This window comes from Clostridium sp. RTP31139st1_H3_RTP31139_211217, assembly GCF_040227035.1.
In the GTDB taxonomy this organism is placed as follows: Bacteria; Bacillota; Clostridia; order Clostridiales; family Clostridiaceae; genus Clostridium; species Clostridium saudiense.
In genome coordinates this window covers 66,505-91,908 of sequence record NZ_JBCOAB010000004.1, presented here as the reverse complement: position 1 = coordinate 91,908, position 25,404 = coordinate 66,505, and the positions used below count along the sequence as shown (strand labels likewise).

Sequence of the window (25,404 nt, the reverse complement as noted above, 5' to 3'; positions counted from 1 at the left end):
AAAATAAAATTAGTGTTTAATGTGGAATTATAGTAATTATAAAGTATTTAGTATTTAAATTTAATTTTAAAAATATAAAAAAATTAAATTTACAATTAAATTCCATGATATTTAACCAGTAATATATATTATATCATATTATTTACAAAAATTAATCATTTATTAGATGAAAAGAGATAAAAAAAACACGATTTGAATAGTATATATTAGGAAATTTATTTTAAGGAGTAATTATGAAAAATAAAAGAGATGAAAAAGATTGCACATTAACCACTGATAATGGCATTCCTATTTCTAATGATACAAGCTCTTTAACTGTAGGGGAGGATGGTCCTGTTTTATTAAAAGATACCAATTTAATTGAAAAGCTTGCTAGCTTTGATAGGGAGAGAATACCGGAAAGAGTAGTACATGCAAAAGGATCTGCAGCTTATGGATACTTTGAAGTAACAAATTCTATGAGAAAATATACAATAGCTAAGGTTTTTACAGAAGAAAATAAAAGAGTACCTGTTTTAGTAAGATTTTCAACAGTTATAGGTTCAGAAGGTTCTGCAGATACAGCGAGGGATCCAAGAGGATTTGCAGTTAAATTTTATACTGATGAGGGGAATTACGATATTGTTGGTAATAATTTACCAGTATTTTTTATTAGAGATGCTTTGAAATTTCCAGATATGATTCATGCATTTAAACCAGCGCCAGACACAGGAGTAACTGATTTAAACAGGTTTTGGGATTTTATTTCAGTTAATCCTGAATCAACAAATATGATAACATATGTATATTCAGATCTGGGGACTATAAAAAGCTTTAGAAAAATGGAGGGATTTGGGGTTAACACATATGTCTGGGTATGTCCTATGGGAAAGAGAAGGTTAATTAAATATCACTGGAAGCCACTTTTAGGTGTTGAAACAATAGATAGAGATAAAGCAATTATGTTAGCAGGAATAAATCCAGATATAGCAAGACAAGATTTATATGAGTGTTTAGCTAGAGGAGAAAAAGTTAAATATGATTTATATGTTCAAATTCTAGAGTTGGATGATATTGATAAGCTTAACTTTGATGTTTATGATGCTACAAAAATATGGCCAGAAGATAAAATTCCATTAATTAAAGTTGGAACTATGACATTAGATAAAAATCCAGATAATTTTTTTGTAGAAACAAATCAAGCTGCATTTGCACCTTCAAATTTGGTACCAGGAATTGAGGCTTCAAATGATAAATTATTACAAGGGAGATTATTTGCATATAGGGATACTCAAAGGCATAGATTAGGACCAAACTTTAATCAACTTCCTGTTAATGCTCCAAAAGTTAAGGTTTGTAATTATCATCAAAATGGTAATATGAGATATAGAGGAAATCCTGGACATGTTAATTATAGACCCAATATGCTTGACAATAATAAACCAAATTTGGCAAAGGATATAGCAAGTCAACATATTTGTTTGAACGGTGAAGAAGTAAGAAAGGTGATTGAAAAGGCTGATGATTTTACTCAAGCTGGAGAAAGGTATAGAAGCTTGTCAAAAAAGGAGAGAGAACATTTAATATATAATATTTTATGTGATTTAAAAGAAGTAAATAGAGAGATTCAGGAAAGATTAATTGCTAATTTTACAAAAGCAGATAAGGATTTTGGGGAGTGTATAAAAAAAGGGTTAAAAATTAAAGATTAAAAATGTGAGGACTTTAAAAATAAGGTGAAAAAGCTTTAACTTGTTCTAGCTTTTTCACCTTATTTTTAATATTCATCTATTCCAAATCTGCTTAAATAAGCAAATACTCCGAATGTAAATATTATTATTAATATATTTTTAAAATAAAATAAATCTGTTAGTAAATACTTATTTGCTAAATTTAAAATTAAGAAAATTAAAATTCCTATTAAAGAAAAAATAATTATATTAAATAAAGATAAATTTAATTCAATGTGTTTTTTTATTTCATGTAAATTAATTATTAAATTTAAAGTTGAAGTAACAAATATAGTAATTACGTAAGAAAAAATATTTATACTAGGTATAGCTGTGAAAAAGTATAAGCATAGTATTTCGGTAACAGAAACTATTATTGAATTTCTTAATATAATACTTTGTCTGTTTAGTCCATTTAATATTCCCACCATTGTATTTGAAACAAAAAATATAGGTGCTGAAAGTGAAGATAGCTTAATGTATAATCCTAAGTCATCTCTATGATAAAACATCTGTCCAAGAGAATCTGGTATAAGTTGACAAATTACTGTTGTTGCCATTCCTAATAGAAAAGCAATTTTTAAAACCATTCTTATTCTTACGGAGGCATTGTAATATTCACCATTGCTTATAGTTTGTGATAAATCAGGTACGAGAAGCGTATTTATTGAATTTACAACAATTAAGGGAAAAGTAACTATAGTTAAGGCCATTCCATTAAATTTACCTATTAAGTTTAATGCAGAACTATAATCTAAACCAGAAGCAACAAGCTGTCTTGGAACAACTAATGTTGAAATTGTTGAAAAAGCATTTCCTAAGAATCCATTTAAGCATAAAGGTAATGAAATTATAAGAACATTAAATAATAATTGAGCTTTTCTTTCAGGTTTATCGTGACCTATAGGCATTCTTTTTTTTGTATATCTAAAATAAATATAAAGTAATAAAAGACTTTGCAATTCTCCTATAGCTAGTGACACAAATGCTAATGTTACTATTGAAGTTAATGTTTGAGCTTTAAACATATATATAAGTAAAGTTATGGTTATTATTCTCATTGCTTTTTCAGATATGTCAATTATAGCAGGAACAGTGATTTTGGATGTTCCGTAGAAAAAACCTTTTAATATATTTGAAAGTGCAATAAAAACCATGGCTGGACAAGTAACTCTTATGGCATTTAAAGTTCTAGGATCCTTAATTCCATATTTACTTATGTAAGGTGCAAGAAAAAATACTATAATTCCAATAACCATTGCCCATATTATGTTAAAAAAAGCAACGGATCGAATAGTTTTAAATAAATTATTATATTCTCCATTAGCTTCATAAATAGCGGAACGTTGAGAAATAGCTGCAATTATTCCAGCAGTCATTAAGCAAATAAATAAGTTATATACTGGCATAACTAAACCATAAATAGCAAGACCTTCAGGACCTGCAATATTTCCTAGATACATAGAAAAAATAAATCCGAGTATTCCGGTTGTAATGTTAGAAGCAGTTAAAAAAAATGAATTTTTAAAGAAATTATCTTTTTCCAAATTATTTTCCTCCTTTTGTAGATATTTATTAAGCAAAAACATATGAATACTAATTAAACAATTTACCAATATTTAATAAAGTTGAATTACATTAATACTTATTCAGCAGAATAAAACAATATGATATTAAAGAGCATTATTTAAATATAAGTAATATTTTGTTATGTAAAAAAATAAATTTATTATGAAGGGGTGAGGCTTATGAAGAAATTTTTGCAATGCATAATTTTATCAGTTGCGATAGTTAGTATTTCTTTTGGAATTTATAAATTTAGCAAAGGGTATGATCTTAATTTAATTTATAAAAATATTGATTGGTCAATTACAAATAAATCAGTAGAGGGAGCAGTATCATTTACGTTTGACAGAGCTAATAATTTGTACATAGCTTTTAAAGATACAATAAAAGTAGTTAATGAAAGTAATAATGAAGAAGTATTAATATATGATAAGTCGTTAAATATATATGATATTGCTTGTAGTGGAGATTCTATAATTATAGCTACGGATAATAGAGTAATAGCTTATGATCTATCTAATAAGGAATTTAGAGATATAGTAACTGGATTGCCTAATTTAGGAATTAATAATAAAACTAATATTACTTTAAAAGATGAATATTTATATATAACTATAGGTTCAAATACAAATGCAGGAATTGTAGACGAGGGAAATAAAAATGAAGATATTGCATCTTTCGAATGGGTATCAACTGGTATTGGATATAATGGAAATTATGGATTTACTAAATTTGGACAAGTAGTGAATTCAGGGGAAAAAATAAAAGAAGGTATGTTAAGTAATGCTTCAATATTAAAATACAATTTAAATACTGGAAAGCTTTCGACTTATGCAACTGGAATTAGAAATGTTGAAGGAATAGCTACAAATAGTATGGGTGAATTAACTGCAATTGTAGGTGGAATGAATGAAGAGGGAGGAAGAGAAGTAAAAGATGATGTTGATTATATATATGATATAAAAGAAAAGGCATGGTATGGGTGGCCTGATTTTAGTGGTGGAGACCCTATTACTTCTCCAAGATTTTCTGATGGAACTAATAAATTATCATATATTATTGAAAATCATCCAACAGAGACACCATTGCCACCTAGATATCAACATAATAGTTTACAATCCCTAAAAGGACTAGCTATTGATTATGAAGGAAAGTGTTTTCCAAAGGATACTGTAATTTTTGCTGATAATAAAGAAAATTGTATATATGTATTAACTGAATTAGGAACTTCAAAAGCTATCGTAAGTTTAGATAAAAATAGCTATATAGAAAAAATACGTTATAATAATTCAAGTATATATTTATTAGATAGTAAAGCGGGATGCATATATAAGATTCAAGGAGAAATAAATAATAGTTCATTTAATTTACCAAATATAATTTGGATTTTTATTGCTATATTGGTAATTGCTATTGTAATGACTATTATATATAAAGTTAAAAATAAGAGAAAAAATAAATAAAATCCTAAAAATATCTTATGGGAATTCCATAAGATATTTTTTTGTATTATTATATATAAATAAGGAAAGATAAAAGCTTAAATACCAAAAGAAAAAATAATTGTTAAAAATGATTTACATAAGTTGAAAATAATAATAATAAAATTTATTAAAAGAAAAATAATTTATAAAAGGGAGAGTAAATATGGGAAAAACAATTATATTAAATTTAAGTGGTGTTAAGTTATTAGGTGATGTACTAGACGTTGGTGAAAGCTACGGAGTAATTTACAATATTTCTAAAGATACAATTGACGAAGTTTGTGTTGATCTATTAGAAGGAAGTATAGATGAAAAAGGTATACAAGGTGAGTATGATGTATGCACTATATTCTTTTACTTAAGTAATTTATGGAGAGAATCAGCTCGTGTTCAATTGATAAATGAAGTAAGTAAATTAATAAAAGTAGGTGGAGAAATATATATTTGGGATATAAATAAAGAAATGGGAGAAGTATCAAATAATAAGGTGATGGCAGTATTACCATCTGGTAAAATAAAAGAGTTTGAGTTTAAAAATTTAAACCCTATTTCTACATCAAATATAGATAATACTAAAAAAATGTTAGAAAATATGTATAGTATTAAGGAAGAGAAGCTTTGGGAGGATATATTTTTCATTAGGGGAGAAAAAATAAAGTAACGAAAGGAAGAAGAAAGTGAAAGTTTTATTAACAGCAATTAACTCAAAATTCATTCATAGTAATTTAGCAGTGAGGTATCTAAAAGCATTTACTGAAGACATGGATTATACATGCAAAATTAGGGAGTTTTCAATTAATGATAGAGATGAAAAAGTACTTGAAGAAATTATAAAGGAAAAACCTGATGTAGTTGCTTTCTCAACATATATTTGGAATGTTGAGATGGTGAAAAGATTATCTAATCTTATAAAGATAGTAAATAGTGATATAAAAATTTTATATGGTGGCCCAGAAGTATCTTATGATAGTTTAAATATATTAAAGGAACTTAATGGTGATTATTTAATTGAGGGAGAAGGAGAAAAAACATATAGAGAATTTATTGAATATTGCCTTGGGAAAAGAGAGATTAGAAGTATAAGAGGATTATATTTTAAAGAAGGCAATGAAGTAATAGGAAATGGTAATAGACCTCTTATGAGTATGAATGAAATAGTTTTCCCATATAAGATGGATGAAGATTTAGATAATAAGATAGTGTATTACGAGGCATCAAGGGGCTGTCCATTTAACTGCAAATATTGTCTTTCATCAACAACTCATGGAGTAAGATTTTTAGATATTGAAAGAGTAAAAAAAGAATTGCAATTTTTCATAGATAAAAAAGTAAGACTTGTTAAATTTGTAGATAGAACTTTTAATTGCAATTTTAAATTTTCAACAGCTATATGGGAATTTTTAATTAATGCTGAAACAAAAACTCAATTTCATTTTGAAATATCAGCAGACATTTTAAAACCACAAGAATTAGAATTGCTTAGAAAGGCACCTAAAGATAGATTCCAATTTGAAGTAGGAGTTCAAACTACTAATGATGATGTATTAAATAGAATTAATAGATTTGTTAATTTTAGTGATATTAAAGAAAAGGTTGTTGAATTATTAGAAATAAAAAATATAAAACAGCATTTAGATTTAATAGCAGGATTACCAGGTGAAGACATAGTATCATTTAAAAAATCATTTAATGATGTATATAGTATTGAACCTGAAGAAATACAGTTAGGATTCTTAAAGCTTCTTAGGGGATCTTCTATGAGAGAAGAAGCTGAAGAGTATGGAATGAAATATTCACCATATCCTCCATACGAAATTATTTCTACAAAGGATATTTCTTATGATGAGCTTTTAATATTAAAAAAAGTAGAAAGTATGGTAGATAAATATTATAATTCACAGAAATTCAATAACATAATAAAAATATTAGTTAAGTGTTTTGATACTCCTTATGATTTTTATTTAGAATTGGGAAATTACTTTGATAAGAAGGGATACTTCGATAGAAATATAGGTAATAGTGAATATTATAAAGTATTTTTAGATTTCAATATGGAAATAACAAAACTAGATAATAAAATATTACGAGATATAGTAAAGTATGATTACTTAATGTTTAATAAAAGAAGAGGGATGCCAGAATTCTTAGGAAAAGGAGTAGGTAAGGAAAAAGAAAATGAATTTAAAGATAGATTAAGAGAAAAATACTCCTTTAAAGATTATTATGTAGAGGGTTTTTGCATAGATATAAACAAATATATAAAAACTGGTGAAATAGAAGAAAGAGAATCATATTTCTTATTTGGATATGATGGACACATTATAGAAATTGATAATTTAGTTAACATAAAAGAAAATAAGTAAATTACAAAAAGAAAATAAGTAAGTAAAAAATATAATAAATAGATAATTATTACAAAATTAAAGTGTTGTTTAGGAAATGTTAACAAAAAAAAGTTGAAAAATTGTAAAAACCGTGTATAATTAAAAAAGAGATAAAAAGTAATTAATACTATATTAAGTATTAATATTTATATTATCCAACTTGTATATAGTAAAGGTGGTGAGACTTTGGCATTAGAAGCAATTAATGAGATAAAGGAAGCTGAGAAAAAGGCTGAAATGATAATTTCAGAAGCTAAACAAAATGCAAAAGAAATTGTTAGCGGTGCTACTAAAGAAGCAGATATCAAATATGATGAAATAATAAGCGAAGCAAAAGCAAAAGCTAATAACTTATTAAATGCTGCTTTAGAAGAAGGAAATAGCAATGCAGAACCGATCTTAAAGATTGGAGAAAAAGAAATAGAGGCTATACGTAATATGTCTCAAGATTTAAAAGATAATGCTATTAATATAGTTGTTGAGAGGATAGTGAAGATTCATGGCAATAGTTAAGATGAACAAATTCACTTTGCTTACTTTTGAATCTAAAAAAGAAGAACTTCTTCGTAGATTACAAGGATTTTCAAATGTAGAATTTATAAATCTACAAGATGAAAATTTATTAGAAGCTAATGAAGAGTTAAAAAATCTTAATAAAGACGAAGTAGATTCAAATATTGCAAAGTATGAAGAAGATTTATCAAAGGCTAAAACTACTCTAGACTTTTTAACTCACTATATGCCTAAAAAGTCAGGATTAAAAGCATTAGAGGATGACAAGGAAAACTTAACTATTGATGAATTAGAAAATGCAGTTAAGAACATAAACTGGAACGAAATTTATTGTAAAGTTAAGGAGAAGGAAGATGAGCTTCACAGCATAGAAAGCAAAATTACTAAGCTAGAAGGCGAAATTGAAGTTTTAACTCCATGGCAAGCCTTAGATATTTCTTTTGAAGCTCTAAATGAGCTAAATATGGTGTCAACTTTCGTTGGAAGTATTTCAAAGCAATATGAAGGACAACTTAATGAAAGTTTAGATGCTGAATATGTTGAAATTATCTCAAGAGGTAATAACGATATAAACATATTAGTTGTGTCTTTAAAAGAAAGACATGATGAAGTATTAAATCTTTTAAGAGGATTTGGATTTAGTTCATTTAAATCAGAGTTTGATGAAATACCACAAGTTGTTATAACAAATCATGCTCATGAGATAGAAGAATTAAAATCAAAAATATTCTTCGTAAAAGAAGAAGTAGCTTCTTTTGAAGAAGACTATAAGAAAATGAAATTAGTTTATGATTATCTTACAAACATAGTTTTAAGATATAAAGCTTCAAATAACTTCTTAAGAACTACAAACACTGTTGCTATTCAAGGATGGTGTGAAGTAGAAAAGAATGAAGAATTACAAAAGATATGTAAGGAAGCTTTAAATGACGACTATTATATATCATTTGAAGAAGTAAAAGAAGATGAAGTTGATGCGGTTCCAGTTAAATTAAAAAATGGATTGCTTAACAAAACATTTGAATCTGTTACAGAGATGTATAGTTTACCAAAATATAATGAAGTAGATCCAACTCCATTATTAGTGCCATTTTATTTAATATTCTTTGGTATGATGGTTGCTGACGTTGGATATGGATTAGTAATGTTAATAGCTGCCTTCTGTGCAATGAAATTCTTAAAATTAAATAAGAAAAATGAAGATTTTGCTAGATTCTTCTTATTCTTAAGTATACCAACAATAGTTATTGGTTTAATATACGGATCATTCTTTGGAGATGCAGTTAAAATACCAGGATTAATAAATCCAACTGAAGATGTTAATACACTTTTAGTGGCTTCTATAGTATTTGGTGTTATACAAATATTCTTTGGATTATGTATAAAAGCATATACGCTTATTAAAGCAGGAAAACCAAAGGATGCATTTTATGATGTTGGTTCATGGTTAATTACTTTAATTTCTATTGGAGTATTAGCAGGAACTATAATGCTAGGATGGCCATCAATAGTTAAATACATTGCTATAGCAGCTATGATATTTGGTATGCTTGTAATAGTATTAACTGGTGGTAGAGCAGAAAAGACAAAAGGTGCTCAAATAGGTCAAGGTTTATATTCATTATATGGAATAACAAGTTATATTGGTGACTTAGTTTCATATACAAGACTTATGGCATTAGGTTTATCAGGTGGATGTATTGCAGGAGCATTAAACTTATTAATGAAATCATTAACTGGTCCAGCAATAATATTATTACCATTTGTGTTTGTAGCAGCTCACGTATTTAACTTATTATTAGGTTTATTAGGAGCATATGTTCACACAGCAAGATTACAATACGTAGAGTATTTCTCAAAATTCTACGAAGGTGGAGGAAAAGCATTTACTCCATTTAAAGCATCAGAAAAATATATGAATTTAAAGGAAAATTAGGAGGATTTGAAAAATGAATACATGGATACAATTTTTTATGGAAAATAATGGTGGTTTAATATTTGCAGCTTTAGGTGTTGCATTAGCAGTTGGTTTATCAGGTATAGGTTCAGCTAAAGGTGTTGGACTAGTTGGGGAAGCGGCTTCAGGATTAGTTACAGAAGAACCAGAAAAGTTCGGTAAAGCATTAGTATTAGAATTATTACCAGGTACTCAAGGTTTATACGGTTTCGTTGTTGGTTTCGTTGCTTACACTAAGATGTCATCAGGAATGTCTTTAGAACAAGGTTTATACTTAATAGGTGCTTGTTTACCAATCGCTTTAGCTGGTTTATTCTCAGGTATAGCTCAAGGTAGAGTTGCTGCTTCAGGTATCCAAATATTAGCTAAGAGACCAGAACACAACACAAAAGGTATCATCTTATCAGCAATGGTTGAAACTTACGCATTATTAGGATTCGTTATATCATTCATGTTAGTAAGTATGGCAATGTAATTAATACATGCAATATTATTAGCATCATAAAGATTGGAGATATAGATTATGTCAAATGTAAAGAATATAACTTCTAAAATCCTTAAGGATGCAGAAGCTGGAAAGGAAAATATCTTAGCAACTGCTGAAGAAGAAAAGAATAAAATTCTTTCTAAAAAAATAAGCAGTGCAAATGAAATTGCACAAGAAATTTTAGAAAAAGCTGAAGTTGAAGCAAAATCTAAAAAAGAAAGAGTAATTTCTAGTGCTAAATTAAAAGTTAGAAATAACAAATTAGCAGCTAAGCAAGAAATTATAGATGAAGTTTTCGAAAAGAGTATAGATAAGTTAACAGAATTATCTAAAGAAGAATTCTTAAACTTTGTTAAAAATACAATTTCAACAATGAATTTAACTGGAAAGCAAACATTAATTTTAAATGAAACAGGGTTAAAGTTTGTAGATGTAGCCTTCATTGAAGAATTAAACTCAAAGGTAAAAGCACAAATCACTTTAAGTGAAAAAGCTGGTAATTTTAAAGGTGGTTTCATCTTAGAAAATGAAGGTATAGAAATAAATAGCACTTTTGAAGCTCTAGTAAGCTCATTAAGAGATGAGTTAGAGTTCGAAGTGGCGCAGGTGTTATTTAGTTAAGGAGGGGTAGTATGGATGTAATGCAATTTACTCAAGCTCTTTCAAGAATTTGGGTATTGGAAACAAGACTCCTTGATAAATCTAAAGTAGAAAGAATGTTAGAAGCTAATTCTGCTGATGAAGTTTTAAAAATACTTGGTGAAACTGAGTATGCTAATATAATGGGTAATGTTAAAAGAGCGGCTGATTATGAAGAAGTTTTAAGTACAGAACTTAAAAGAGTTTATAAATTAGTTTATGAACTTTGCCCAGTAAAAGAAATAGTAGATCTAATGAGCATTAAATATAAATACCATAATATTAAGGTATTATTAAAAGGAAAGTTCTTAGATAAAGATTTCTCAAACATGTTAATTGATTTAGGTAATGAAGACTTAAATGAATTAAAGAGAAAAATAGATACAGATAATTTTAGAGATTTAAAAGGAAATGTTGAAAAAGCGGTTTTAGAAGTAATTGCTGATTTTGAAGCAAATAAAGATCCTCAAAATATTGATATAATTGTAGATAGATATATGTTTAAAGAGTTAGTTGAAATAAAGAAATCTTTAAATTATAAATTTACAGATAAACTTGTAAATGCAATTATTGATGCTACAAATGTCAGAACTTTACTAAGAATTAAAAAGCAAGGTAAAGGAAGAGAATTTGCATCAGAAGTTTTAGTTAGTGGTGGATCTATAAGCAAAGATACATTAGTAGCAATCATTAATGAAACACCAGAAAATATTATTTCTAAATTAAGTACTAGTGCCTATTCAGATTTAATAAAAGAAGGTGTTGAAAGCTACATAGCTACTAATTCAGCAAATCTTTTAGAAAAATTAAGTGATAATTACATTATGGATTTAATGAAAAGCGGTAAGCTTGTAACATTTGGACCAGAAAGAATTTTATCATATATTTATGCTAAAGAAACAGAAATCAAAATCATTAGAATTATAATGGTTGGTAAGCTTAATAATATTGCTGAGGAAGTAATAAGAGAAAGGCTGCGTGATATTTATGTATAAGAAAATCGGTGTAGTTGGAGATAAAGACTCAGTTTTAGCATTCAAAGCTATTGGAATAGATGTATTTCCAGTTGTAGAAGCTGATGAAGCTAGAATTGCCGTTGATAGAATGGCTATGAATGGATACGCAGTTATTTTTATAACAGAGCAAGTTGCAGTAACAATTGAAGAAACAATTGAACGTTACAATAAGCAAATGCTTCCTGCTGTAATATTAATTCCAAGTAATCAAGGAACTTTAAATATAGGTTCAAAGAGAATCAGCGATAGCGTAGAAAAAGCTGTTGGTGTGAATATTTTATAGGAAGGCAGGTTAGAGATTTGAAGACCGGAAAGATAATCAAGGTTGCAGGTCCTTTAGTTGTTGCTGAAGGAATGGACGAAGCAAATATTTATGATATGGTTAAGGTTGGAGAAAAGGGTCTTATCGGAGAAATCATTGAAATGAGAGGCGATAAGGCATCTATCCAAGTTTACGAAGAAACTACAGGAATAGGGCCAGGGGACCCAGTTGTTACAACAGGGGAACCATTAAGTATTGAATTAGGACCAGGACTTATAGAGTCAATGTTCGATGGAATACAAAGACCACTAGATGCATTTGAAAAAGTAGCTCAATCACCATTCTTAACAAAAGGTGTATCAGTTACTTCATTAAACAGAGAAAGAGTTTGGACTTTTAATCCTATAGCTAAAGTTGGAGATAAAGTAGAAGCTGGTGATGTAATCGGAACAGTTCAAGAGACATCTGTTGTATTACACAAAATAATGGTTCCATATGGAGTAGAAGGAACTATTAAAGAAATTAAGGCTGGAGACTTTACAGTTGTAGATACAGTTTGTGTTGTTGAAACTGCTAAGGGAGATAGAGAAGTTCAACTTATGCAAAAATGGCCAGCAAGAAAAGGTAGACCATTTGCACAAAAATTAAAACCAGAAGCACCAATGACTACAGGACAAAGAGTTATAGATACATTCTTCCCAGTAGCTAAGGGTGGAGCTGCTGCAGTACCAGGTCCTTTCGGAGCAGGTAAGACAGTTGTTCAACACCAAATAGCAAAATGGGGAGATGCTGAAATAGTTGTTTACGTTGGATGCGGTGAACGTGGTAACGAAATGACAGACGTTCTTAATGAATTCCCAGAGTTAAAAGACCCTAAAACTGGTGAATCATTAATGAAGAGAACAGTACTTATAGCAAACACTTCAAACATGCCAGTTGCGGCAAGAGAAGCTTGTATATATACAGGTATCACAATAGCTGAATACTACAGAGATATGGGATACTCAGTATCAATCATGGCAGATTCTACTTCAAGATGGGCAGAAGCATTAAGAGAAATGTCTGGTAGACTTGAAGAAATGCCAGGGGATGAAGGTTATCCAGCATACTTAGGATCAAGACTTGCTGACTACTATGAAAGAGCTGGTAAAGTTGTATGCTTAGGTAAAGATGGAAGAGAAGGAGCAGTTACTGCAATCGGTGCGGTATCACCTCCAGGGGGAGACCTTTCAGAACCAGTTACTCAATCAACATTAAGAATAGTTAAAGTTTTCTGGGGATTAGATGCTCAACTTGCATATAAGAGACACTTCCCAGCAATAAACTGGATTAACTCATATTCATTATATGCTGATACTGTAGATGGATACTTAAATAAGACAGTTGCTGAAGATTGGTCTGCATTAAGACAAGAAGCAATGACTTTATTACAAGAAGAATCAGCTTTACAAGAAATCGTAAGCTTAGTAGGTATAGATGCATTATCAGAAAAAGATAGATTAAAATTAGAAGTTTCTAAGTCTATAAGAGAAGACTATTTACAACAAAATGGTTTCCACGAAATAGATACTTATACTTCATTAGATAAACAATACAAAATGTTAAAGCTTGTATTATTATTCAGAAAAGAAGCAGAAAGAGCTTTAGAAGCAGGAGTTTACTTAGATAAGATCTTAGGATTAGAAGTAAGAGACAAAATTGCAAGAAGTAAATATATCCATGAAGATGACATAGCTAAGATGGATGATATTGCTGCTGAATTAAGAGCTGACATTGATACTTTAATCAACGAAGGAGGGGTTCTTAATGCTTAAGGAATACAGAACAGTTACAGAAGTTGTTGGTCCTTTAATGGTTGTTGAAGGAGTTAGCGGCGTTAAGTATGATGAACTAGTTGAAGTTGAAATACAAACTGGTGAATTAAGAAGAGGTAAGGTTCTAGAAGTTAATGGATCTAAAGCAATGGTTCAATTATTTGAAGGTTCTTCAGGAATTAACTTAAAAGGAACTAAGGCTAAATTCTTAGGAAAGCCACTTCAATTAGGTGTATCAGAAGATATGCTAGGAAGAGTATTTGATGGAATGGGTCATCCAATTGACAACGGACCAAAGATAATACCAGAAAAGCAATTAGATATTAATGGGGAAGCAATTAACCCAGTATCAAGAAACTTCCCATCAGAGTTCATTCAAACAGGAATATCTGCTATTGATGGATTAAATACACTAGTAAGAGGACAAAAGTTACCAGTTTTCTCTGGTTCAGGTCTTCCACATGCTCAATTAGCTGCACAAATAGCGAGACAAGCGACTGTATTAAATTCAGATGCTAACTTCGCTGTTGTATTTGCTGCTATAGGTATTACTTTCGAAGAATCTCAATTCTTCGTTGATGAATTTAAGAAGACTGGTGCTATAGATAATGCTGTATTATTTATGAACCTTGCTTCTGACCCAGCTATCGAAAGAATAGCTACACCAAGAATGGCATTAACAGCTGCTGAATTCTTAGCATACGAAAAAGACATGCACGTTCTTGTTATTATGACAGATATCACTAACTATGCTGAAGCATTAAGAGAAGTTTCTGCAGCTAGAAAAGAAGTTCCAGGTAGAAGAGGTTACCCAGGTTACTTATATACTGACCTTTCTACATTATATGAAAGAGCAGGTAGAATTAATGGAAGAGGTGGATCTATCACTCAAATTCCAATATTAACAATGCCTGAAGATGATAAAACTCATCCAATTCCAGACTTAACTGGATATATTACTGAAGGTCAAATAATCCTTTCAAGAGAATTATACAAGAAGGGAATTATGCCTCCAATCGACGTTTTACCATCACTTTCAAGACTTAAAGATAAGGGTATCGGTAAGGGAAAGACTAGAGAAGACCATGCTGATACAATGAACCAATTATTCTCAGCTTATGCTCAAGGTAAGCAAGCTAAAGAGTTATCAGCAATCTTAGGTGAATCTGCATTATCAGAAACAGATAAAAAGTTTGCTAAATTTGCTGAAGCTTTTGAAGAACAATATGTTTCTCAAGGATTTGAAACTAACAGATCAATAGAAGAAACTTTAAATTTAGGTTGGAAATTACTTAAGATTCTTCCTAAGACAGAACTTAAGAGAATCAGAGATGAATATCTTGAAAAGTATATGCCAAAGGGAGATGAAGAGTAGAATATGGCAAAGTTAAATGTCAATCCTACTAGAATGGAGCTATCTAAGCTGAAGAAGAGATTATCTACTGCAGCGAGAGGACATAAGCTTCTTAAAGATAAACAAGATGAATTAATGAGACAATTCATTAACCTTGTTAAATATAATAATGAACTAAGAAAATCAGTTGAAGCTGAACTTGAAGGTTCATTTAAAGATTTCGTTATGGCTAGTGCTGTAATGAGCTCGGAATTCTTAGAAGAAGCAGTTGCTTATCCAAAAGATAGTGTATCTGTTGAAGTAGGAACAAAAAACATAATGAGTGTTAATGTTCCACAAATGAAATTCCACAGACAATTACAAGATAGTGAAGGAAGCATTTATCCATATGGTTTTGCCAATACATCTTCTGAATTAGATGATGCTATAGGAAAGCTTGAATCTATACTTCCTAAGCTACTTGAGTTAGCTGAAGTTGAGAAATCAACTCAGTTAATGGCTGATGAAATTGAAAAGACAAGAAGAAGAGTTAATGCGCTTGAATATATGACTATACCTCAATTAGAAGAAACTATTAAGTTCATAAGAATGAAACTTGATGAAAATGAAAGAGGAGCTTTAACTAGATTAATGAAGGTTAAAGATATGATTAACTCAAGAGCATAATTATTTAACATTATCACAAAAAGGAGCTGTTTTAAAATGACAGCTCCTTACTTTTTATACAAACTATTATATAGAAATGAAGTTAAAGTTTTTCATTTTATTAAGATTATATTATGTATTTGATAATAGAAAGAAATAATAGTATAATGCTAATAGAATACATAATAGTGCATATTATGTGGAATTTTAAGGAGAAATTTAATGAAGTATTTAATAGCGACAATTTTGTCATTTTCAATAGTATTTATTTTGACACCAATACTAATGAAAGTGGCACTTAAATATAATTTTACGGATAAACCAACTAAGAGAAAAAAGCATAGAGGACCAATTCCGCTTTGTGGTGGTATTTCTATGTTCATAGGATTCTTTATACCTTATTTTATAGTATTTTATGATCATCCTTTTAAAGAAAAGTATGGTATTTTTATAGGAGCACTATTAATATTGATAATAGGGGTAGTAGATGATTATTATAAAAGTATTGGTAAAGAATTTGCTATTATACCAAGATTAATAGTTCAATTATTAGCAGCAATAATTGTGTATAAGTCAGGAGTAGTTTTTCAAGGTTTTACTAATCCTTTTACTAATACATATGTTGTTTTACCAACAATTATTCAATTTATATTAACTATAACTTGGATTTTTGGGGTTACTACAGTAATTAATTGGTCTGATGGTATGGATGGCCTAGCAGGAGGATTATCCTTTATATCAGCAATGACTTTTGCAGCATCAGCAGTAATATTATCACAATCACCATCATTATTATTTTCATTAATGATTGCAGGAGTTGTATTAGCATTCTTGTTTTATAATAAGTATCCAGCAAGGATATTTATGGGAGATTCAGGAGCTAATTTTTTAGGGTTTATATTAAGTATAATAGCTTTAGATGGTGCATTTAAAGCGGCAACAATATTAAGTTTATTAATTCCTATTTTAGCACTGGCTGTGCCGATTTTTGATAATATATTTGTAATTTTTAAAAGATTTTCAGAAGGAAAGCCCATATATCAGGCTGATAGAAGTCAATTACATTATAGATTAGAAGCTAAAGGATTGAATACAAAACAAGTAGTTAGTTTTATAAGCGCAATAAGTTTAGTATTTAGTATTATTTCTATTTTAATGTTATTAATATAATGGGATTTAATAGCAAAAAAATAATTATTTACAAAATGAAAAAAATTTTGTATAATTTAATCAAACTTATCAAGAGTGGTGGAGGGACTGGCCCGTTGAAACCCAGCAACCTATTAACAGTTACTAGTTAATAAACTATTAACTAAAAACTATTAATTATTAACTATATTAATGTGGTGCTAAATCCAACAGCAATGGCTGAGAGATAAGGATATTTTATTGGGAAACGTGTTTATAATACCTAAAGGAAATATCCTTTAGGTTTTTTTATTTTATAAAAAATAATAATAAAGAAGTTTTTTATGTGTATATTAATTATGACAAAGGCTTTTTATAAATTTTAAGGGGGCTATTTAAATGAAAATTGATGAAATATTTGCAAAAAAGGATTTGGTGTTTTCTTTTGAAATTTTTCCACCAAAAACGACATCTTCAGTAGATACTATTTATAAAACTTTAGAAGAATTAAAGGATTTAAAGCCAGATTTTATTAGTGTAACTTATGGGGCAGGAGGAAGCTTAGTAAATAATAGAACAACTGAACTGTCCTCCTTAGTAAAAGAAAAATATGGAGTTGAAGCAGTAGCACATTTAACATGTATAAATTCTACTAAGGAGGAAATAGACTATATATTAAATGATTTAAAGGCACATGGGATAGAAAATATTTTAGCTTTAAGGGGAGATATACCAGAAGGTGGAGTCTTAAAAGGAGATTTTAAATATGCATATGAACTTATTTCTCATATAAAAAAAAGAGGAGATTTTAACATAGCAGCAGCATGTTATCCTGAAGGTCATGTTAAGGGGAAAAATTTAAAGGAAGATTTAATACATTTAAAGTTAAAGGAGGAAAGTGGAGCGACTCATTTTATATCTCAGTTATTTTTTGATAATAATTATTTTTATAATTTTCTAGAAGAAAAGGATAAATTAAATATAAAATCGTCTATTGAGGCAGGGATTATGCCTGTAACTAACAAAGCTCAAATAGAAAGATTAACTTCGTTATGTGGTGTTAATTTACCAGAAAAATTTATAAAGATAGTTAATAAATATGAATATGATAGAGTGGCATTAAGAGATGCTGGAATTGCATATGCTGTTGAGCAAATAGTTGATTTAGTTTCAAGTGGTGTAGATGGAATTCATTTATATACAATGAATAATCCATATGTTGCTAGGAAAATAACAGAAAGTATAAGTTCGATAATTAATTCTATTAATAAACAAAAAGCAATTTAGGAGGTATTAGAATGAATAAAGTAGAAAGTTTTGAATTAGATCATAGAAAGGTAAAGGCACCTTATATTAGAAAGTGTTGTACATTAAATGGACCACAAGGAGATTTTGTAACAAAATTTGATATTAGATTTTTACAACCTAATAAAGAAGCATTTGGTACTGCTGCTATGCATGGATTAGAGCATTTATTAGCACATGAGTTAAGAAGTAATTTAGATGGAATAATAGACTTATCTCCAATGGGATGTAGAACTGGATTTTATCTAAGTATATTTGGTGATAGAGAAGCTAGTGAAATTAAAGTTGCAGTTGAAAAATCACTAAAAGATATTTTAAATGCAAATGAAATACCAGCAGCAAATGAAGTCCAATGTGGAAACTATAGAGATTTATCACTATTTGGAGCAAAAGAGTATGCCAAAGAAGTATTAAATAAAGGATTTTCTTTAAATATATATGGAGAGTAGAAGATAATACACTAATTAGTGCAAGTTTGAGGGTAGATTTGTTTGTTTTGCATAAATATTAAGTATAGTAACTCACTTTATAATATTTAATTTATTAATAAATAAAAAGCCAGTTTTTACTGGCTTTTTTAATTTTCATTTTTAGCATAATTATAAATAAAGAGTATTTTTCTAATGGCTAAATATACGTATTCTTTAATAGTTATATTATTAATTTTTGTATAGTACTATAACTTGGATAAAGTAATAATTTATAGATGGTGTGGAAAAATGTCCAATATTGTATTATAATAAGCTTATATGCATATTTTGGAGGGGCGAACATGAACATATTATTAGTTGAAGATGAAAGAATTCAGCGTGTGGCACTGGCATCTATTATTAAGTCAAATTTCATCGATGTTCGAATATATGAAGCTGCATCACAAGCTGAAGCAATAAAGATAATTAATGAAAAAGATATACATCTATTTTTTATTGATATTCAATTAAAAGATTCTTCAGGATTAGAATTAGCAAAAAAAATAAGGCAATACAAGCAACATGCTTTAACTGGAATCGTATTTGTAACAGGAGAGCTTATACACATTATAGAAGCATTTAAGAGTATTCATTGTTATGATTTTATTGTAAAGCCTTATAAGGAAAAGGATATCATCAAGATTATTGATGTATTTTTAAACTCATCACCTTTAAAGAGTATTAAGGAAGGAAATTATACATTTATTGATATAGATTCAAATATATCAGTTAAATTATATCATAATGATATTATTTATATTGAGTATAGTGATAAGACATGTGATATACATACTATTTCAGGAATATATAGCGTGAAAAGAACCTCTTTAGCTAAGGTGTTAAAAAGTATAAATGATGAGAATATTATTCAAACTCATAGATCTTTTGCAGTTAATCTTAAGTATGTAAAGGAAATAGAGAAGACTTATGAAAAGGTGTGGAACATTAAGCTAAGATCATGTGACGATATTGCTTTATTAAGTTACACATATAGACAAGCATTCTTAAGGGGGATTGAATAATGGAAATGATGAGTTTAGTAATTTCATTTATTGAAATGACGTCTATATTTTTAATATATAATGTTTTAATAAATGGAGATATTAAAAAAAATATATGTAAAAAAATATTACTTTCTGTAGTGATTTCATTGATATATTTTATATTTACTAACATATATTATGCAGATCCCTTAATAATTCTTATAGGAATATTATTTTTAAATTCTATGATAATAAGCAAACAGGAAAATAAGGATACAATAGTAACTTACATTGAATTTATTGTTAGTTCAATGGTTTTATTCGGAGTTGAATTAATAATTAGTCTAATAGTATATGTAATTATGGGAAGTGATAATTTAAGTCCTTCCATATATTTAATAATATTAACTGTGATAATGTGTATTGTATTATATTTACTTCATACTAGTAAAGTAATTAGAAGAATAGAATTTTCAAAGTTTTTTTCAAAATATAAAAGTATAAATATAATTATTTTAAATTTATTTGTATTTTTCTTATTTATAAAGGTGTTAATGAGCAATGAGATAATGAATACTAAAATTATGATACCTATAACAACTTTAGGTTTAATACTTATAGGAGTAAATTGCTATTTTTATGTATTTTTATATAAAATGTTTAATGAACGTAAAAAGAATGAAATAAAAAAATCATTTAATCCACTTATTAATGATTTAATAAGTAAATTAAAAGCAAATGAACATGAATATAAAAATCATCTAAACACTATTTGGAGTATAGCTCAGGTTACTCCTTCTGAAGAAATCAAAGAGAAGTTGAAAGAATATATAGGTAATATTGTTGATGATACAGAAGAGTTTTCAATGTTATTAAATATAGAAAATACAATAATTAAAGCTGTTTTATATAATAAAGCACAAAGAGCTGAAAAATTGGGAGTAAAATATAATTATAAGGTTTCTAGTGATTTTAAGGAAATACAGTTAGATAATTCAGAATTAACTGTGATATTGAGTAATTTATTAAATAATGCTATTGAAGCAACATCTTTTATTGAGAAAAAAGAAGTTATAATAAATATAACAGAAGATGAAAGATATTATAAAATAGAAGTTAAAAATTATACTAGTAATTTAAAATCAGAAGATTTAACTCAAATTTTTAAAGTTGGCTATACCACTAAGGGTGAAGGTAGAGGTTATGGACTAGCTAATGTGAAAGCCATTGTAGACAAATATAAGGGAAAAATACAAATGAGCTTGGAAGATGATATGATTAATATCAGTATTTTATTTTTAAAATAATAATTAAATAATGTAATAAATACTCTGTGAGAATAAATATTTTTATGGAGTATTTATTAAGATAAAAAATAAAGACAAAGTTATTTTACTTTGTCTTTATTTTTATTAACAATATAAATTACTTTTTTTTCAGTGGTGGAGTTGGTTCACCCCATAAAATAAGACTATTAGGAGCAGCACATGTAGCTATTTGATTAGCTGTTCCAGTTACTACACACATAAGTGCAGCTAATTTAACCATAAATTTTTTTTTCATTTTTACAAACCTCCCATAAGAAATCTAATATTATATAAAAAATTATTAGTAAACCACAATTAATGTAATATTTTGATAGAAATATATTTGATATAATAAACCAAATAATAAATATAGCACTTACAAAATTTTTGAATTTAATTTTTTTATATTGTGTTTGGATTTCTTCCCTATTAGAATTAACAGGTTTAAATTTTCTAGTTACAATAATACAAAACAATATAAAAAAGAATTGTATAATCAAATTTATTGAAGGAAGAAGATAAGCTAAGTAATATATTAAAATAAAAGATAAATTGCTTTGAATCATGCAGTTTATATAGTTTTTAGCATGACTTCCTCCAATATAAGGCCTTATTAGCATTAATAAGGTAATCATTAATAAAAATGCTGAAAACTTGTCCAAAATTAATGAAACTAAAATCATAACAATTAATTTAGAAAATTCACCATAAAATAATTCTAAACCATATCTAATTTTATCAATTTCATAAATATCAGTCATTCCCATATTGGTAACAATAAAATCTAATTGTTTTTTTATAAACTTATTACTCAATGGTATACCTCCTTAAGTACTACATAAATTATTATAATATAAAGAATACATAAATACCAATAAAACCATAAATTTCATTAAAATAATCATAAAAGGAATAACAAGTATAAAAAAAAGAAAATAATCATTAAAAAACTTCTTATAATGCACATAATAAATGATAATTATTGATAAAATGTAAAAAAAATACTTTCGAATTTTGTCATATTATGATACAATTCATAAGGAGGGAATTGGAGGTGTTGGAAATATTAAGTTTTATTGAATATACAAGTATGTTAATGATTTACCATCTTCTTTTTATAGGAAATACTGATAATAAAATAAAGAAACATCTTCTTATTTCACTAATAGGAGGAATAGTAAGCGCAACTCTATTTATAATATTTAATAGTTTTGGTACAGTAACAATTATATTAATTTTATTATTATCGCTTATTGTTTCTTGTAAAATATATGAAAAGAATATTATTGTAAATATGGTTGAAATTATTATTGCAAGTATTGTATTAATGATAGTAGAAATGATTTTTACAATTGCAATAGATTTAATTGTTGGACATATTAATTTATCAGAATGGGTTTATGCTATATTATTAATAATATCAATGAGTTTAACATTATATTCTATATATAAATTTATAGGAAAAAGAGAAATAAATTTTGATTTGTTTATAGAAAAATATAATTCTATATTGATAATTTCTGTTAATATAATTATGATATTTCTATTTTTTAGACTATTAATTCAAAATGAGTTTATAAAAGAATTACCTATAAATGAAATTGGAATTTTATTTATTTCTATAATTTCAATAAACGTATTTTATTTTTATGATGTTTATAAAAAAGATAAAAAGAAAAAAAGTTCAGAAATAAAAGAAAGTATGAATCCACTTATACAAGAGCTAATAGATGAAATGAAGGCTAATGAACATGAATATAAGAATCATTTAAATATATTATATTGTATGATACAGGTATGCAAAGAAGATGAATTAAAGGATAAAGCTAAAAAGTACATAGGTAATGTTTTTGAAAATAAAAACTTATTAAATAATTTATCTAAAGTAGAAAATACAATTTTAAAAGCAGTTTTATTAAGCAAAATAAATCAAGCTGAAAAAAATGAAATAGATTGCTATTATTTTATTGATAGCCAGCTTGAAGGAGTGCCTTTAGATGATAGCGAACTTACAGTAGTTTTAAGCAACTTATTAAATAATGCAATTGAAGCTGCAAGTAAGAGTGAGAAAAAAGTAATTGAAATTTCAACTGAGTATTATGAAGGAAAATATATAATTGAAGTATCTAACAGTGTAGATAATCTTACAAAAAGTATGGTAGCTGATATTTCAAAAATAAGATTTTCTACTAAAGGGACAGGCCGAGGATATGGTTTATATAATGTCAAAAATATAGTTGAAAAATATAAGGGTAAAGTTAATATGTCATTAGAAGAAGACATATTTAATGTTTTAATTGAAATATAAAGCAAAATGATATGAAAAATACTAGGTATTTTTCATATCATTTTTTTATTTAGTTTTACTTTTAAGATTTTTATCAACTTTTTCTAAATAATTATGTTTATTTACAATGCCTTCTTCAAAAGATTCTACAGCATGTTTTGTAAAATTTCCGATAGATGCTAGATGCGATGAATTAATAGAATTAACATTTTTACTCATAAAAAACACTCTCCTTTAATAATAGTATTCCAAATGATAAAAAATCTATTATTTAACTATATGGATTAAATTGACAATAATTCTATATAAGTGTAGAATTAATATAATTTATGGGGCAAAATTCCTTAAATTATAAATATATGAGGGAGAGAGTAAAATGAAAGCGATATTAACAGTAATAGGCAAGGATAAAGTAGGGATTATAGCTGGGGTTAGCACAGAATTACAAAAGCTAAATATAAATATTTTAGATGTTAATCAAACAATCATGGGTGAGTTTTTTACTATGATAATGATGTTGGATTTAAAATTAAGCAGTAATAATTTTGAAGAAATTAAGAAGGCTTTAGAGTTAAAAGGAAAAGAACTTGGTGTTGAAGTAAAAATACAAAGAGAAGAAATATTTAACTCAATGTATACAGTATAAAATTATAAGCTTTAATGGAGGAAAATTATGAATGCAAATAATATTTTAGAGACGATTAAAATGATTGAGGAAGAGAAATTAGATATAAGAACAATAACAATGGGAATTTCTCTTTTAGATTGTATAGATAGTGATGGAGATAAAGCTAGGGAAAAAATATATAATAAAATTACTACATGTGCTAAAGATTTGGTAAAGGTAGGAAACGAAATAGCAAATGAATTTGGAGTACCAATAGTTAATAAAAGAGTTTCTGTTACACCAATTTCTATAATAGCAGGTGCAACTGATGAAACAGATTATGTAAAATTTGCAGAAACATTAGATAAGGCAGCTCATGAATTAGGAATTGATTTTATAGGAGGATTTTCAGCACTAGTACATAAAGGATATACTAAAGGTGATAGAATTTTAATTAATTCAATTCCAGAAGCCTTAGCAAAAACAAGCAAAGTATGTGCATCTGTAAATGTGGGTTCAACTAGATGTGGTATTAATATGGATGCAGTAAAAGAAATGGGACAAGTTATTAAGAGAACTGCTGATTTAACTGCAGATAAAAAGGGGTTTGGATGTGCAAAGCTTGTAGTATTTGCAAATGCAGTAGAAGATAATCCTTTTATGGCAGGAGCTTTTCATGGGGTAGGAGAAGCTGACAGGGTTATTAATGTAGGAGTAAGTGGACCTGGAGTAGTTCAAAGAGCTATTGAAAAGGTAAAAGGAGAGAGCTTTGATGTAGTTGCTGAAACTATTAAAAAGACAGCATTTAAAATAACAAGAATTGGACAATTAGTTGCACATGAAGCTTCAAAAAGATTAGACACACCATTTGGGATAGTAGATTTATCATTAGCACCAACACCTGCAATTGGAGATTCTGTTGCACATATATTAGAAGCAATGGGGTTAGAAGTAGTAGGAACACATGGAACCACAGCTGCGCTTGCATTATTAAATGACCAAGTTAAAAAAGGTGGAGTAATGGCATGTAGTCATGTTGGCGGGTTAAGTGGAGCATTTATTCCAGTATCTGAAGATGCCGGCATGATAGATGCTGTTTTAAATGGATCATTAAATTTAGAAAAACTTGAGGCAATGACAGCAATATGTTCAGTTGGATTAGATATGATTGCAGTTCCAGGAGATACATCTGCAGAGACATTATCGGCTATGATTGCAGATGAAAGTGCAATAGGAGTTATAAATAACAAAACTACGGCTGTTAGAATAATTCCAGCTCCAGGATGCAAAGTTGGTGATATGGTTGAGTTTGGGGGATTATTAGGTAGAGCGCCTGTAATGCAAGTAAATAAATATTCTTCATTCGATTTTATTCAAAGAGGTGGTAGAATACCAGCACCGATACATTCATTTAAGAATTAAATCATTTTATTATTTAGAGATATCACATGAATTTATTAGTTATAAATTAATATATTTCATTATAT

Annotated in this window: 25 protein-coding genes and 1 riboswitch; of the genes, 21 read left to right on the top strand and 4 right to left on the bottom strand. The window is 28.0% G+C overall.

Translation table 11 applies throughout. The features are described 5' to 3' along the window. Positions 1–233: 233 nt before the first annotated feature. Positions 234–1,691 (top strand): catalase, encoded by a 1,458-nt coding sequence (locus ABUA17_RS03340; protein ID WP_042396211.1) that lies wholly within the window; start codon positions 234–236, stop codon positions 1,689–1,691. Positions 1,692–1,756: 65 nt separating this feature from the next. Here the strand turns inward: ABUA17_RS03340 and spoVB are convergent, their stop codons facing one another. Then, on the bottom strand, positions 1,757–3,256 hold the full coding sequence (gene spoVB, locus ABUA17_RS03335) for a stage V sporulation protein B (RefSeq protein WP_042396209.1): 1,500 nt from the start codon (positions 3,254–3,256) through the stop codon (positions 1,757–1,759). Positions 3,257–3,457: 201 nt separating this feature from the next. Here spoVB and ABUA17_RS03330 point away from each other — a divergent pair, with 201 nt between their 5' ends. The 17 genes from ABUA17_RS03330 to ABUA17_RS03250 all read left to right on the top strand — a co-directional run bounded on the left by ABUA17_RS03330 (position 3,458) and on the right by ABUA17_RS03250 (position 21,023). Continuing rightward, positions 3,458–4,738, top strand: a complete 1,281-nt coding sequence (locus tag ABUA17_RS03330; RefSeq protein ID WP_042396207.1) for a PQQ-dependent sugar dehydrogenase family protein — start codon at positions 3,458–3,460, stop codon at positions 4,736–4,738. Between the two features lie 184 nt (positions 4,739–4,922). Further along, a complete protein-coding gene (locus ABUA17_RS03325) occupies positions 4,923–5,420 on the top strand; it encodes a hypothetical protein (RefSeq protein WP_195951232.1) in 498 nt (165 codons plus the stop codon). Between the two features lie 16 nt (positions 5,421–5,436). Next, a complete protein-coding gene (locus tag ABUA17_RS03320) occupies positions 5,437–7,122 on the top strand; it encodes a B12-binding domain-containing radical SAM protein (protein ID WP_195952290.1) in 1,686 nt (561 codons plus the stop codon). A gap of 207 nt (positions 7,123–7,329) precedes the next feature. Further along, positions 7,330–7,656, top strand: coding sequence for an ATPase (locus ABUA17_RS03315; RefSeq protein WP_042396199.1), 327 nt, complete (start codon positions 7,330–7,332; stop codon positions 7,654–7,656). Next, positions 7,643–9,592, top strand: coding sequence for a V-type ATP synthase subunit I (locus tag ABUA17_RS03310; protein WP_055291919.1), 1,950 nt, complete (start codon positions 7,643–7,645; stop codon positions 9,590–9,592). Before ABUA17_RS03315 ends, ABUA17_RS03310 begins: the two co-directional genes overlap by 14 nt. A gap of 13 nt (positions 9,593–9,605) precedes the next feature. Further along, entirely contained in the window at positions 9,606–10,088 is a 483-nt protein-coding gene (locus ABUA17_RS03305) for a V-type ATP synthase subunit K (RefSeq protein ID WP_042396194.1), read from the top strand. Positions 10,089–10,136: 48 nt separating this feature from the next. After that, complete coding sequence (locus tag ABUA17_RS03300) at positions 10,137–10,721, top strand: V-type ATP synthase subunit E (protein WP_195951154.1); 585 nt, start codon at positions 10,137–10,139, stop codon at positions 10,719–10,721. An 11-nt stretch (positions 10,722–10,732) separates the two neighbouring features. Then, positions 10,733–11,734, top strand: coding sequence for a V-type ATP synthase subunit C (locus ABUA17_RS03295; protein WP_042396190.1), 1,002 nt, complete (start codon positions 10,733–10,735; stop codon positions 11,732–11,734). After that, entirely contained in the window at positions 11,727–12,038 is a 312-nt protein-coding gene (locus ABUA17_RS03290; protein ID WP_042396298.1) for a V-type ATP synthase subunit F, read from the top strand. Before ABUA17_RS03295 ends, ABUA17_RS03290 begins: the two co-directional genes overlap by 8 nt. A gap of 17 nt (positions 12,039–12,055) precedes the next feature. After that, complete coding sequence (locus ABUA17_RS03285; RefSeq protein ID WP_154821327.1) at positions 12,056–13,831, top strand: V-type ATP synthase subunit A; 1,776 nt, start codon at positions 12,056–12,058, stop codon at positions 13,829–13,831. Then, entirely contained in the window at positions 13,824–15,206 is a 1,383-nt protein-coding gene (locus ABUA17_RS03280; RefSeq protein WP_042396183.1) for a V-type ATP synthase subunit B, read from the top strand. Before ABUA17_RS03285 ends, ABUA17_RS03280 begins: the two co-directional genes overlap by 8 nt. A 3-nt stretch (positions 15,207–15,209) precedes the next feature. Then, positions 15,210–15,851, top strand: coding sequence for a V-type ATP synthase subunit D (locus tag ABUA17_RS03275; protein WP_055277905.1), 642 nt, complete (start codon positions 15,210–15,212; stop codon positions 15,849–15,851). A gap of 201 nt (positions 15,852–16,052) precedes the next feature. Further along, entirely contained in the window at positions 16,053–17,000 is a 948-nt protein-coding gene (locus tag ABUA17_RS03270) for an MraY family glycosyltransferase (RefSeq protein WP_195951153.1), read from the top strand. Positions 17,001–17,063: 63 nt separating this feature from the next. Then, positions 17,064–17,212: riboswitch (SAM riboswitch) on the top strand. A 145-nt stretch (positions 17,213–17,357) separates the two neighbouring features. Then, on the top strand, positions 17,358–18,245 hold the full coding sequence (gene metF, locus ABUA17_RS03265) for a methylenetetrahydrofolate reductase [NAD(P)H] (protein ID WP_055291911.1): 888 nt from the start codon (positions 17,358–17,360) through the stop codon (positions 18,243–18,245). A gap of 11 nt (positions 18,246–18,256) precedes the next feature. Further along, positions 18,257–18,712 carry an S-ribosylhomocysteine lyase gene (locus tag ABUA17_RS03260; protein ID WP_042396168.1) on the top strand — a complete coding sequence of 152 codons (456 nt, stop codon included), beginning with the start codon at positions 18,257–18,259 and terminating at the stop codon, positions 18,710–18,712. 323 nt (positions 18,713–19,035) lie between these two features. Further along, a complete protein-coding gene (locus tag ABUA17_RS03255) occupies positions 19,036–19,755 on the top strand; it encodes a LytR/AlgR family response regulator transcription factor (protein ID WP_042396165.1) in 720 nt (239 codons plus the stop codon). Beyond that, the gene (locus ABUA17_RS03250; protein WP_154820711.1) at positions 19,755–21,023 is read left to right on the top strand and encodes a sensor histidine kinase; all 1,269 of its coding nucleotides are present in this window, start codon (positions 19,755–19,757) and stop codon (positions 21,021–21,023) included. Before ABUA17_RS03255 ends, ABUA17_RS03250 begins: the two co-directional genes overlap by 1 nt. A 118-nt stretch (positions 21,024–21,141) precedes the next feature. Here ABUA17_RS03250 and ABUA17_RS03245 read toward each other — a convergent pair whose 3' ends face one another. Next, a complete protein-coding gene (locus ABUA17_RS03245; protein WP_195951152.1) occupies positions 21,142–21,279 on the bottom strand; it encodes a hypothetical protein in 138 nt (45 codons plus the stop codon). Next, positions 21,257–21,838 (bottom strand): accessory gene regulator B family protein, encoded by a 582-nt coding sequence (locus tag ABUA17_RS03240; RefSeq protein ID WP_154820710.1) that lies wholly within the window; start codon positions 21,836–21,838, stop codon positions 21,257–21,259. The genes ABUA17_RS03245 and ABUA17_RS03240 overlap by 23 nt, the downstream gene beginning before the upstream one ends. A 239-nt stretch (positions 21,839–22,077) precedes the next feature. On the opposite strand from ABUA17_RS03240, the gene ABUA17_RS03235 reads away from it, so the two are divergent. Next, positions 22,078–23,331 (top strand): sensor histidine kinase, encoded by a 1,254-nt coding sequence (locus ABUA17_RS03235; RefSeq protein ID WP_195951151.1) that lies wholly within the window; start codon positions 22,078–22,080, stop codon positions 23,329–23,331. Positions 23,332–23,376: 45 nt separating this feature from the next. Here the strand turns inward: ABUA17_RS03235 and ABUA17_RS03230 are convergent, their stop codons facing one another. Next, complete coding sequence (locus tag ABUA17_RS03230; RefSeq protein ID WP_195951150.1) at positions 23,377–23,529, bottom strand: hypothetical protein; 153 nt, start codon at positions 23,527–23,529, stop codon at positions 23,377–23,379. A 157-nt stretch (positions 23,530–23,686) separates the two neighbouring features. On the opposite strand from ABUA17_RS03230, the gene ABUA17_RS03225 reads away from it, so the two are divergent. Both ABUA17_RS03225 and ABUA17_RS03220 read left to right on the top strand, forming a co-directional pair. Then, positions 23,687–23,956 carry an ACT domain-containing protein gene (locus ABUA17_RS03225; RefSeq protein ID WP_042396157.1) on the top strand — a complete coding sequence of 90 codons (270 nt, stop codon included), beginning with the start codon at positions 23,687–23,689 and terminating at the stop codon, positions 23,954–23,956. Between the two features lie 27 nt (positions 23,957–23,983). Beyond that, on the top strand, positions 23,984–25,339 hold the full coding sequence (locus tag ABUA17_RS03220) for a PFL family protein (RefSeq protein ID WP_042396154.1): 1,356 nt from the start codon (positions 23,984–23,986) through the stop codon (positions 25,337–25,339). Positions 25,340–25,404: the final 65 nt, after the last annotated feature.